The organism is Heliomarina baculiformis, from assembly GCF_019966545.1.
Lineage (GTDB): Bacteria > Pseudomonadota > Alphaproteobacteria > Rhodobacterales > Rhodobacteraceae > Heliomarina > Heliomarina baculiformis.
In genome coordinates this window covers 15,662-28,260 of the sequence record NZ_JAIMIC010000022.1, presented here as the reverse complement: position 1 = coordinate 28,260, position 12,599 = coordinate 15,662, and the positions used below count along the sequence as shown (strand labels likewise).

The window sequence follows — 12,599 nt, the reverse complement described above, 5'->3', positions numbered from 1 at the left end:
AACTCTATGATCCAACCGAATGCTGGAACTACTTCAAGGCTGCCGGGTATGCCTCAAGTTAATTTAGAAACGCTTTAGGAACAAGATGAGCATACAAAGAAGGCCCGCCGGATGGCGGGCCTTCTCTCATTTGATGTGACGCGATTTACAGTGCGTCAGTCAGGGCCGGGACGGCCTCGAACAGGTCGGCGACCAGGCCGAAGTCAGCAACCTGGAAGATCGGGGCTTCTTCGTCCTTGTTGATCGCGACGATGATCTTGCTGTCCTTCATGCCAGCCAGGTGTTGGATGGCGCCCGAGATGCCAACGGCGACATACAGTTCGGGGGCAACAACTTTGCCGGTTTGCCCCACCTGCCAGTCGTTCGGGGCGTAGCCCGAGTCGACAGCAGCGCGCGAAGCCCCAACGGCGGCGCCCAGCTTGTCAGCCAGCTTTTCGATCAGGGCAAAATCCTCTTCGGATCCGACGCCACGGCCACCGGACACGACCACGCCGGCCGAGGTCAGCTCGGGGCGGTCCGATGCGGCCACCTTGTCTTCGACCCATTCGGACAGGCCGGGGTTGTCGGCAGCACCGATGGTTTCGACTGCGGCCGAGCCGCCTTCGCCAGCGGCGTCGAAGGTCGAGGTGCGGAAGGTGATAACCTTGGTCGCATCCAAAGATTTGACGGTTTGCACGGCGTTGCCGGCATAGATCGGGCGTTCGAACGTGTCTGCATCGACAACGCCAGAGGCGTCCGAAATCACCATCACGTCCAGCAGCGCAGCAACGCGCGGCATGACGTTCTTGGCGTCGGTCGTGGCGGGTGCCACGATGTGCGAATAGTCACCGACCAGCGACACGATCAGCGCGGCGGTGGGTTCCGCCATGCGGTGACCCAGCGACGCATCTTCAGCGACCAACACCTTGGCGACACCGTCGATCTTGGCGGCGGCTTCGCCAGCTGCGGCGGCGGAAGCACCCGCGGCCAGAACGGTCACGTCGCCCAGTGCCCGGGCGGCGGTGACGGCTTTGGCGGTGGCGTCCAGCGCCAGTTCACCATTGTTGATTTCGGCGAGAAGAAGAACAGCCATTACACAGCCCCCGCTTCTTTGAGTTTCGAAACCAGCTCGTCAACCGAGCCGACGATGATGCCGGCGGCACGTGTTGCCGGCTCGGTCGTTTTGACCACTTCAAGACGCGGCGAAGAGTCGACGCCGTAACCGGCGGCGGTTTTTTCGTCCAGCGGCTTCTTCTTGGCCTTCATGATGTTGGGCAGCGAAGCGTAACGCGGCTCGTTCAAGCGCAGGTCCACGGTGACGACTGCAGGCAAGTTGACCTTGATAGTCTGCAAACCGCCGTCGACCTCGCGGGTCACCACGGCCTTGTCGCCGTCGATGTCCAGTTCCGAGGCGAAGGTGCCTTGCGACCATCCCAACAGCGCCGACAGCATCTGGCCGGTGGCGTTCATGTCGTTGTCGATGGCCTGCTTACCGGCCAGGACCAGACCCGGCTGCTCTTCGTCGACAATGGCTTTCAGGATCTTGGCCACAGCCAGCGGTTCGATGTCCTGGTGGACGTCATTGGCGGCCACAACTAGAATGGCGCGATCCGCGCCCATGGCCAAAGCGGTGCGCAGGGTCTCTTGCGCTTGCTTCACACCGATCGAGACGACGACGACCTCGTCTGCCTTGTCGGCTTCTTTCAGGCGGATGGCCTCTTCGACGGCGATCTCGTCAAAGGGGTTCATCGACATCTTAACGTTGGCAAGATCGACACCGCTTCCGTCCGCTTTGACGCGCACTTTCACGTTGTAGTCGATCACGCGTTTGACAGGCACAAGCACCTTCATCTACGGTCTCCTTGGTTTGTTAGATACGGTTTCTACCGACCTATCGGTCGTTGAATTCGGGTTTTCTTTTCTCGGAGAACGCTTTCATGGCCTCTGGAAAATCATGCGCACACAGCAAAACGCTTTGGGCATCGCGCTCGATGTCCAGCGCCTCCAGATAGCTGCACTCCGCCGCGGCACGCATCACGCGCTTGGCGGTCTGAATGCCGAACATCGGGTGTGGGGCGATCTCGTGGGCAATTTCCAGAGCGCGTTGCTCGACCTGGTCGGGGGGTACGCATTCTTCGACAACTCGCAGTTCCCTGGCGGTGCGCCCGTCTATTTCACGACCTGTGAGAACAAGCATCCGCGCCACGCCCGCACCGGCACGCTGCTGAAGCAGCCAGCTCGAGCCGGTGTCGGGACAGCCGCCGACGCGCGCAAAAACTTCGCACAACCGGGCATCTTCGGCGGCTACGACGAAATCCGCAGACAGCGCCAGGCTGAGACCCGCACCAAATGCCACCCCGCATACAGCAGAAATCAGAGGCTTCCGAAACAGATAGGCCGCGCGTCCGCCATCGTGAACCCGGTCGACCATTTCCGATGTCGCCCTTGCGCCTTTCGCGATTTCAGCCTGAAATCCAACGAGATCGCCGCCGCTGCTGAAATGATCGCCGCCTGTCATGACAACGACGCGGATTACATCATCCTGTTCAGCCTCGCGCAGGAGCGCCACCAGTTCTTCGACGAACCCGATGCTGTAAGGGTTGCGTTTTGCCGGCTGAAGAAAACGCAGTATTCCGACAGGCCCATCCCTGTCCAGGCGAATAAGTTCAGTCATTCCGGTCTCCATCAGGTTCCTGTCCAGACCGGTGCGCGTTTTTCAGCAAAAGCCTTGGGGCCTTCAATCGCGTCGTTGCTGGCGTACACAACCTCATGCAGGCGCTTACCTTCTTCGAGGCCACCCGCGCAGCCCAGATCCATGGTTGCGCGAACGCCGCCCTTGGCAGCGATCACCGAAAGCGGAGCCCCACTGGCTATGCGTTTGGCAAGGTCGAATGCCCGCGCGCGAACGGCATCGGGGGAGTCCTCGATATAGTTGGTGAACCCGTATTCATGTAGCCGCTCGATCGGCATCAGGTCTCCGGTCAGCAGGATTTCCATAAGGATGGGCTGCGGTAGCATGGTCAGTGCCGGCGAAGCCCAAGGCGATCCGCGACCGATCTTCACCTCGGTAATGCCAACCTTGGTCCCCTTGAGTCCGACCCGCAAATCGCAATTCAGCGTCAGCATCATGCCGCCCGCCATCAGCGACCCCGTCATCGCCGCGATGATCGGCTTCCTGCAGGCGCGCATGGTCTCGTGAAATGGATCGCGCATCTTTGACAGGATATCGACGCCTTCGTCGCGCGCGATTTGCGTGGCTTCCTTGAGGTCCAGCCCGGCGCTGAAAACACCGCAATCGGCCGAGGTCAGTATGGCCACACGAACGCTGTCGTCCGCCTCGATCTTTTCCCAGGCATCCGTCAGCCCGTTCGTCGCGGCCACGGAAAGCGCGTTCTTGCGTTCGGGCCGATTGATACAGACGGTCGCAATGCCGTCTTCGATTTTTACATCAATTGGGCTCATGATACCTGCTCCGTTTTAACTGGTGACATTCTAGTGCGAAGCTTCCCCGCGACATGTTTGCCGCGGGGAAGTTCCTGCTTATTCGACAGAGAACGACTTGGAACTGTGCTTGATGACTTCCCACACAACGTCGAGATAGTCGGCGCTCCAGTCGGTCAGCGGAACCCAGGTTTCGCCATTCCACTGTTCGACCCGGGTCTTGCCGCCGCCGCCGTGGTCTTCACCGGTTACGGTCACCGGGGCCATGACGCCGTCGCCATCGAAGTTCTCGATCGATTCATAGGCAGCCTTCATGCTTTCTGGCGTGAGCGGCCAACCGTTTTCGGCAATCGCGATACGTGCGGCTTCAAAACCGGCCGAGTAAATCGCCATGCCCGTGTTGTAGTACACGTCGCGAACAAGGCTCTCGGGACCGCTGCCCTTGCCATTGGCATAGTAGGTGTCCAGCATCGTCTTGACGATCGGAACTTCCTGGCCACCGGCCACGTTGGTCCCGCGCAGGATGCCCTTCGCCTCTTCCTCGCCGATGTTGGCGATATCGACTTCGTTCAACCAGTTAACCGACAGATAGCGGTCGATCGGGAAGCGGTTGCGGCGCATTTCCTTGGAGGCGACCACGTGTCCGCCCGCCAGAAGCCAGCTGATCACGTAATCTGGCTTATCACGGCGGATACTGCTCCATGCGCCGGCTTGATCCGACCCGGGGAGCGGCACAGGATAAAGCTCCAGCTCAAACCCTTCCTTTTCAGAAAGTGTTTTCAGGATCTCGATCGGTTCCTGACCGAAGGGATAATCCAGATAGATGAACCCGATCTTTGCTTTGCTCAGGTCACCGCCCATCTGGCCTTTGATGAAGGCAACGTCATTTGCCGCCTGCTGCCAGTAGGTCGGGCCGACCGGGAAAACCCATTCGAACACCTCGCCGTCCACGGCATCGCCACGGCCAACGAAGGATTGCATCAGGACGTTTCCGTCCTTCATGGCACGCGGCAGAACCGCGTTCGTGACGGGCGTGGAAAGAAAGTTGAAAAGGAAAACACCGTCACGTTTGAGCTGCTCATAGCATTCCACGCCACGTTGCGGTTCGTTGCCATGGTCGCGAATGATGATTTCAACCGGATGGCCTTCAATTCCACCGTTTTCGTTGGTGTACATCGCCAGGTCCTGGGCTGCCTGGGCCACCTGCGGTGAAATGAACGTGTACGATTTACTAAGGTCGAAGCAAAGTCCGAAGCGGATCGGCTCCTTGTCCTGTGCCGCAGCCACCGTCGCGCTTGTTGCCAATGCGGCAGTAAGGGCCACCGCCTTGATGTGCTGTTTGATTTTCATATTCTCTCTCCCGTTGGTTGATTTTAGGGCGGCTAAACTGTTTTGTGAGCGCCGCCGCCCTGTACAGCGCCACCCTTCCTACTATCAGCCTGTCACTGCTCGTATTTTGCGGAACTTTCCTTAACCACATCCCACACGACATCGCCGTATTCAGAAATCCATTCGGTTTGCGGCACCCAAGCCTCCCCGTCCCACATTTCGATGCGCGTCTGGCCACCGCCGCCATGGTCTTCGGCCGTTACCGTAATGGGGGCCATCAACCCGTTGGCGTCATAACCCTTCAACGACTCGAGTCCGGCCTTGTAGGATGTCGGAGTGATTGGCAGCCCTTCGAGTTCGACCGCGTTGCGCGCGGCTTCGAACATGATCGAATACATGGCCAGCCCCGTATTATAGAAAACGTCCTGCGTCTTCTCAATCGGGCCCGAGCCCTGTCCGTTGTCATAAAGCTCGGTCATGATCTCCTTGAACAGGGCGACATCCTGACCGCCCACGACATTGGTACCGCGCTTGATGCCTTTGGCCGCATCAGTGCCGATATTGGCAATATCGACCTCGTTCAGCCAGTTGACCGAAATGTATTTTTCCATCGGGATGCGATTGCGCTGCATCTCTTTCGATGCGACCACATGGGCACCGCCCAGCATCCAGACGATCACGTGATCGGGCTTGTCGCGGCGCACCTTGGACCATACTCCGGCCTGGTCGCTGCCGGGCAGCGGAACGGGGTAAAGCTCAAGTTCGAAACCCTCTTTCTCGGACAGGGTTTCCAGAATCTCGATTGGCTCTTGTCCGAAAGGGTAATCGAAATAGACAAAGCCTACCTTCACACCCGACAGATCGCCGTCATGCAATTGCTTGATATAGGCAACGTCGTTGGCGGCTTGCCCCCAATAGGTAGGCCCGATCGGATAGACCCAGTCAAAAACCTTACCATCCACGGCATCGCCGCGGCCGACAAGTGACTGCATCAGGATACGTCCATCTTCCATGGCCCGAGGCAGGATGGCCAAAGACACTGGAGTGGACAGTGTATCGAAGACGAAAACGCCCTCGCGGCTGAGCTTGGAATAACACTCGATCCCGCGCTGCGGTTCGTTCCCGTGATCGCGCACGATAACCTCGACCGGTTCTCCTCCGATGCCGCCCTTCATATTGACCAGTTTGGCGAGATCCTGTGCCGCCTGGGCAACCTGCGGCGTGGCAAAGGTATAGGCTTTGCTGAGGTCGTAGCAGATGCCGATCTTGAATGGCTCAGCCAGCGCCTGGGTGCCGAACATCGCTCCGCCAACCATTGAAAACACGGCCAACGCTTTGGTAAATTTCTTCATTTGATCCTCCCTGAACAATTTCTGAATAGTACCTCAGCTCAGCCAACGTTTGCGTCGGCTGTAGTGCTTGACGTTGTGAAAATCGGTTTCTTCTCCGCCGCCCAGATAAAATTCCTGAATGTCGGAGTTGGATTTGAGCGCCTCGGCCGTGCCGTGCATGACAACGCGGCCGTTCTCAATCAGATACCCTTGCGAAACAATCTCCAGAGCGGCCAGCGCGTTCTGCTCCACCAGCAGGACGGATACGCCCTCCTCCTGATTGATCTTTTGCAGGATGCCGAAGATTTCCTCGACCAGGAACGGGGCAAGGCCGAGACTTGGTTCGTCGAGCATCAACAGTTTCGGCTGCGTCACCAGCGCCCTGCCGATGGCCAGCATCTGTTGCTCGCCACCAGACAAATAGCCTGCTTGCGAATTGCGGCGTTCGGCAAGTCGTGGGAAATAGTCGTAAATCTTTTCGTTTTCCGCATTCAGCGCCGATCGGGACATTCCGCGCGGCGCAGCAGCGGTCAGGTTCTCGTCGGGGGTCAGGTGTTCAAAGACCCGCCGCCCTTCGATGACGTGACAGATACCCATCCCGACGCGGTTTTGCGCGAGCACTTCGGTTATGTCTGTTCCCTGGAAGGTTACTTCACCTCGGCTGATGCGTCCGCGCTCTGCCTTCAGAAGACCGCTGATCGCTTTCAACGTGGTGCTTTTGCCCGCGCCGTTCGAGCCCAAGAGCGCGATCATCTCGCCTTTTGGCACCTTGACCGAAACACCTTTGATCGCCAGCATTACATTGTCGTACAGCACCTCGACACTGTTCATGGACAGAATGTGCTCGGCTTCAACTTTTTCTTGCATCGGCATTTCCCTTATTTCTTGAACTGATCGAAGGGCCAGACCATCAGATAGTCTCTGATGTTGCCGTAGAGTTTTCCCAAACCGAGCGGTTCGATCAGAAGGATAATGACGATCAGTGCGCCATAGACCGCATTCGGGATGTGAGCGAGCGTTTCAACATTGATCTGCATACCAAGCCCCTCGCTCACCGTGACGACGAGACCGTTCACCAAACCGGGGACAAGAAGGATCAGAGCAACACCGAAATAGGATCCGATTACGCTGCCGAGGCCGCCAACGATCACCATCGCAAGAACCTGGATAGATACGGTGACCGAAAACTGCTCCGGCGCGGCAAGAAAGAAGAAGGTGGCGACAAGCAAAGCACCACTGACGCCCGCGATGAAAGACGAAGTCGCGAAGGCTAGGATCTTGTAATAGAAACTGTTCACACCCAGGATCGCGGCAGCAAAGTCTTTTTCGCGTACCGCGACCAAGGCACGACCAAGCCCAGTGCGTTTGAGATTCAGCATGAAGATCGTCACCAACACACACCATCCGAAGGCGACATAGTAAAAACCGGTATCAGAGGTAATATCCTGCCCAAGAAACGCCAAAGTTGGTGACTGGAGCGATGCGTGCGAGCCCCCTGAAATCGCCGGCGAGTGGGTCAGAACCCAGTCCATCACGAATTGCATCGCAAGAGTCGTGAGTGCGAGATAGAGACCCTTGACCCGCAATGCGGCAAAGGCGAACAGGCTGCCGATCACAGATGACGTCAACCCGCCAATGATCAGGGCGAATTCCCATGGCACGCCGAAACGCGCCGCGTGGATCGCCGAATACGCCCCGACGGCCATGACCGCAGCATAGCCCAAGTGAAGTTGGCCAGCCCAACCTGTCACCAGGTTAAGTCCAAGGGCGGCGGCCGTCCAGATCAGCCACGGAAGCATGTAACTGTTCAGGTAGAGCGACGGTATGATGAATGGCGCGGCAAGTCCAATCAGGAAGATGAATACAGCCAGGTTCCGGTCAGCAGGTACCTTGAAGATACGACTGTCGGATACATAGTTGGCGTGATGGACACCGGAAAGTCTATAAAACATCCCTTAGACCCTTTCAATGTCGTGACGACCGAACAGTCCATGCGGACGGATCATGACCGTAAGAATGAGCACGGCGGCGACGATAAGCTCACGGCTTCCGCCTCCGACAAGCGGATCCAGAAAATCGGCACCAACGTTTTCGACGACGCCCAGAATTATGCCCGCGATCACTGCGCCGAGGATACTGTCGAGGCCACCAAGAACGGCCACCGTCAGGCCCTTCAGAAGCAACAGCGACAGCGCCTGATCTACACCCTGAATCTCGCCCCAGATGACGCCTGCGGCGACGGCAACAACTGATGCCAGTGCCCAGGACAACCCTACGCCGCGCTCAACCGAAATGCCGACCGACCACGAAGCCATGTAATCATCCGCGATCGCCCGCAACTTGATCCCGGTCCGGGTTCGGAAGAACAGCATGAAGGCGACAAAGAGTGCGAGCGCAACACCGGCACCGACAAGATGGATGCGGCTGACGAAGATGTCGCCCAGGAACAGCGGTTCATAGCTGACCCCCAAATCAACCGAACGGGATGTCCCACCCCAAATTGCAAGTGTTATTCCCCGCAGGAAGATGTCCAAGCCAAGTGTCAGCATCAAGATCATGACGACCGGGCGGCCCGCGAGACGGCGCAGGGCAACACGCTCGATGCCAAATCCCAGGCCGAACATGATCACCGCAGCAAGAGGAATGGCCAGCCACAGCGGCAGACCCGCGTCATGCGAAAGGGCAAGAACCACATAGGCCCCGACCATTGTCAGCCCACCCTGCGCCAGATTGGGCACCGAAGATGCTTTGTAAATCAGCACGAGGCCGATAGCGAAGAGCGAATACAAGAGACCCGTCAAGGCTCCATTGATCGCAAGCTCAGATAGAAAGACCCAATCCATTTATACCTCCCTGATGGGAAGGCTTCTTTCGACCTTCCCTACTTCCCCTGTCTCGTAAGTCACCTGCGCGCTTACGTGGACATCTTTTGAACCGTCGTAGAGCGCCGCGATCACGTCGACATAGCGTTCCTGTACGACCTTGCGTCGCAGTTTTCGGGTCCGCGTGATCTCACCATCGTCCGGGTCGAATTCCTTCGGCAGGCTGACAAAGCGTTTAAGACGCAACGGCTCTGTGACGGCCTTATTTACCCGTTCGAATGCCCCGTGCAGCAGCGCCGCGACCTCGTCGCGTTGCGACAAATCGGAATAGGACACATAAGGCACCCCGTTCACTTCGGCCCAGTGTCCCACTGCCTCGAAATCCACGCAGACCATAGCAGTCAATTCATCCAGGCCGGCACCGATAACAGCCGCATCCTTGATATACGGGCTGAATTTCAGCCGGTTCTCAATGTAGTTTGGCACATAGCGCTCACCTCCGGCTGTATGCATGACCTCGGAGACACGGCCCAGAACAACCAGGTGTCCGTCATCCTCCAGATACCCGGCATCGCCGGTATGCAGCCACCCGCCCTCAAGCGCTTCAGCAGTCGCTTCGGGTTTGTTGAAGTACCCTTCAAACACGCTGTCCGAACGCACCAGGATCTCTCCGTCTTCGGCGATTTTTACCTCGACGCCAGGTGCGGGTTTGCCAACGGTATGGAGGCGCACCTCGCCCGGAGCCTGAATCGCATTGATCGCGCTATTTTCGGTCTGACCGTAGAGCTGGCGCAATTTGATTCCCAGGGCTCGGTAGAAAACAAAAGTGTCCTCACCGATTGCTTCGCCGCCAGTGAACGCGTTCTTCAGACGACTCATCCCGAACTGGTCCTTGATCGGACCAAAAACGATCGCCTCGCCCAAAAGTCGGCCCAAAGGCTCTAGTGCACCGCCGCTAATGCCATTCAGCTTGCGTGTCTCGGCGGCAATCGCCCGGTCCATGAAGAAATGGTACAGCCATTTTTTGACCGGGGTCGAATTCTCGATACCCACTTGGATCGTCGTCAGCATCTGGTCCCAGCTTCTCGGCGCCGCCAGATAAAATGTCGGAGCGATTTCGCGCATGTCGCGAACGACGGTTTCCTGACGTTCAGGCACGTTCACGGTGAACCGGCAGTGCAGCGCCGCCGCGACGGTAATGGCGAAGTCGCCCACCCAGGCCATCGGCAGATAGGCGAGGATTTCCTCATTGTCGTCGAATGCACCCGCCGCATGCCCGTTCCTGGCCGCAGCAAGAACGTTCTTCTGACTCAGAACGATACCTTTCGGCTTGCCCGTGGTCCCTGACGAATGCATGAAAATGGCCGGATCGTCGGGCTTTGCCCGACCAAAGAGCTCATCGCGCAAACTTGGTGCTTCGTTCAAATCGTGCTGACCGACTTCGATCAGGTGATTCCAGGACATCAGCCCTTCAACCTCATAGAAGCCAAGACCCCGCTCTTCATCATAAATGATGTGATCAATGCCTTTCGCGCCCGCGTCTTTCAGTTCCAGGATTTTGTCTACCTGTTCCTGATCTTCGGCGATGGCCGCGACGATTTCGACTTCGCCAAGAAAGTGCCGAAGTTCTTCGAGTGTCGCGCCAGGATAGGCAGGCATTGCATAGGCACCGAGCAACGAAACAGCCAGCATGCCGCCATATAACCGTGCACGGTTGTCGCCCAGGAAAAGTACAGCCTTGCCCGGCTTTACACCGATTTTTTCAAGTCCAGCCGCGCAGGCAAGCACTTCTTCGGCGTATTCCGCCCAAGTGGTTTCTTTCCAGATCCCACGCTCTTTCTCGCGAAGTGCGATTTCCGATCCATGTCTCGAGGCGTTCAGTGCCAGCAGTGCGCCAATCGTATCGCCGCCCGAAGACTGTTTCTGCGTCAAATCAGTCATGCGACCCTCCGATATATGCCTCGATGACCCGCGGGTCTTTTACAACGTCCTTCGGAATGCCGCTGGCGATCATTTCTCCATAATTCAACGCCAGCATCCGATCGCAGATGCCGGTGATGACATCCATATGATGCTCGATCAGCAGAACGCTGACGCCACGCTCGGCACGGGCATCCAGAATGAAGCGGGACATATACCCCTTCTCTTCCTGGTTCATGCCTGCCATCGGCTCATCGAGTATCAACATTTGCGGCTCGGCCACCAATGCCCGCGCAAGCTCGACCCGTTTTTTCAGCCCGATCGGAAGACCATCGACCAACTCATGTCGGATGCTTTCAAGCTGTAGAAACTCGATCACCTCCTCGACGATCTTACGATTCTCGATCTCTTCATGCCGCGCCGCCCACCAATAGAGCGCAGTACGCAAGACGCCCGGTTTCATGTGAATGTGGCGCCCGAGCAGGATGTTGTCCAGAACGCTCATCCCGTTGAAAAGGGCAAGATTCTGGAATGTCCGCGCAACCCCGAGCTTGGCAACCTTATGAGGCGCTATGCCCGTGATGTCTTTTCCCGCCAGCCGGACAGCGCCTACGTTTGGCGGATAAAACCCGGTAATTGCATTCGTTAGTGTTGTCTTGCCGCTACCGTTTGGACCGACAAGTCCAAATATTTCTCCCTGCCGAATGACGAGATCCACACCGGTAACGGCGACGATGCCACCAAACCGTCGTTCGACCCCGTTGCATTCAAGTATCGCCCCGTCATCGGCACCGATTGCTGTATTACTCTTCGTCATCATCTAGATTTTGTTCTCCCCACGAAGGTTCATAGCTTTCATCAGGAAATCCGGAAGTAGTCCGGTCGCCCCGTTGGCCATGGGTCCCCCCACAATTGCTGCCCACCGTCGATGTTCAGAACTTCACCGGTTATGAATTTTCCTGAATTGGCCGCCATATAGACAACACCTTCAGCGACATCCCATTCGTCGCCGGCGTGCCGCATCGGATTGGAATCCTGGAAGGTAGCGGCACCCTCTGGAGGGTAGTTCCCGAAACCATTGCTTTCGCAGCAACCCGGCGCCACGCAGTTGACGCGAATATCATACGGCGCCCACTCCACCGCCACCGATTTGGAAAGGTAAATCACCCCCGCCCGGGCCGCACAGGTATGTGCGATGCCGGGCATGCCGCGCCAGATATCGGCCACGATGTTCACGATGGAACCCGATTGCTTATTTTCAACCCAGTGGCGCGTCGTGGATTGCATCATCCACCAGGTTCCGTTGAGGTTGGTGTCAATGACGGCGGTCCAGCCCTTCGGGGAAAAATCCAGCGCAGCCTGCGGAAACTGCCCCCCCGCATTGTTCACCAGAACGTCTATGGAGCCGAATTCCTGATTCGCCTTAGCGACAAAATCCTCGACCTGTTCAGGGTCACGGATGGTCATGGGCACGGCGAAAACTCTGCCCCCAAAACTCTCGAGGTACTCTTTGGCCGAGGCCAGCTTTTCCTCGTTGCGTCCATTGATCGCCAGATTGGCGCCCAGCCTGGCGAACAGGGTCGCAATCGCCAACCCCAAACCTCCGCCTGCACCGGTTACAACAACGGTTCTACCCGCGAACAAATCGCCAGCATACACGGTTGAGCGTTTTGACAGGTCTTCTCGCGAAGACCCGAACTGCGTCTCACTCATGACGCCTCCTCCCTTTTCCCCTATTGCGGGGCATTGTCTGATAATCTAACGACTGTTAGAAAAA

12 protein-coding genes are annotated in these 12,599 nt (G+C 57.5%); all 12 read right to left on the bottom strand.

The features are described from left to right. Nucleotides 1-145: 145 nt before the first annotated feature. Entirely contained in the window at nt 146-1,072 is a 927-nt protein-coding gene (locus tag MF268_RS24370) for an electron transfer flavoprotein subunit alpha/FixB family protein (RefSeq protein ID WP_238373313.1), read from the bottom strand. Next, complete coding sequence (locus tag MF268_RS24365) at nt 1,072-1,830, bottom strand: electron transfer flavoprotein subunit beta/FixA family protein (RefSeq protein ID WP_238373312.1); 759 nt, start codon at nt 1,828-1,830, stop codon at nt 1,072-1,074. Before MF268_RS24365 ends, MF268_RS24370 begins: the two co-directional genes overlap by 1 nt. A 40-nt stretch (nt 1,831-1,870) precedes the next feature. After that, nucleotides 1,871-2,653: an enoyl-CoA hydratase/isomerase family protein gene (locus MF268_RS24360; RefSeq protein WP_238373311.1), complete on the bottom strand. Its 783-nt coding sequence runs from the start codon at nt 2,651-2,653 to the stop codon at nt 1,871-1,873. 11 nt (nt 2,654-2,664) lie between these two features. Further along, nucleotides 2,665-3,441 carry an enoyl-CoA hydratase/isomerase family protein gene (locus MF268_RS24355; RefSeq protein ID WP_238373310.1) on the bottom strand — a complete coding sequence of 259 codons (777 nt, stop codon included), beginning with the start codon at nt 3,439-3,441 and terminating at the stop codon, nt 2,665-2,667. Between the two features lie 78 nt (nt 3,442-3,519). Continuing rightward, a complete protein-coding gene (locus MF268_RS24350) occupies nt 3,520-4,770 on the bottom strand; it encodes an ABC transporter substrate-binding protein (protein WP_238373309.1) in 1,251 nt (416 codons plus the stop codon). Nucleotides 4,771-4,862: 92 nt separating this feature from the next. Beyond that, nucleotides 4,863-6,101, bottom strand: coding sequence for an ABC transporter substrate-binding protein (locus MF268_RS24345; RefSeq protein WP_337926834.1), 1,239 nt, complete (start codon nt 6,099-6,101; stop codon nt 4,863-4,865). A gap of 33 nt (nt 6,102-6,134) precedes the next feature. Further along, nucleotides 6,135-6,947, bottom strand: a complete 813-nt coding sequence (locus MF268_RS24340) for an ABC transporter ATP-binding protein (protein WP_238373308.1) — start codon at nt 6,945-6,947, stop codon at nt 6,135-6,137. An 11-nt stretch (nt 6,948-6,958) separates the two neighbouring features. Next, on the bottom strand, nt 6,959-8,032 hold the full coding sequence (locus MF268_RS24335) for a branched-chain amino acid ABC transporter permease (protein ID WP_027238718.1): 1,074 nt from the start codon (nt 8,030-8,032) through the stop codon (nt 6,959-6,961). Between the two features lie 3 nt (nt 8,033-8,035). Beyond that, complete coding sequence (locus MF268_RS24330) at nt 8,036-8,923, bottom strand: branched-chain amino acid ABC transporter permease (protein ID WP_238373307.1); 888 nt, start codon at nt 8,921-8,923, stop codon at nt 8,036-8,038. Beyond that, nucleotides 8,924-10,843 (bottom strand): AMP-dependent synthetase/ligase, encoded by a 1,920-nt coding sequence (locus MF268_RS24325; RefSeq protein ID WP_238373306.1) that lies wholly within the window; start codon nt 10,841-10,843, stop codon nt 8,924-8,926. Further along, nucleotides 10,836-11,642, bottom strand: a complete 807-nt coding sequence (locus MF268_RS24320; protein ID WP_238373305.1) for an ABC transporter ATP-binding protein — start codon at nt 11,640-11,642, stop codon at nt 10,836-10,838. The genes MF268_RS24325 and MF268_RS24320 overlap by 8 nt, the downstream gene beginning before the upstream one ends. 38 nt (nt 11,643-11,680) lie before the next feature. After that, nucleotides 11,681-12,535 (bottom strand): SDR family oxidoreductase, encoded by an 855-nt coding sequence (locus tag MF268_RS24315; protein ID WP_238373304.1) that lies wholly within the window; start codon nt 12,533-12,535, stop codon nt 11,681-11,683. Nucleotides 12,536-12,599: the final 64 nt, after the last annotated feature.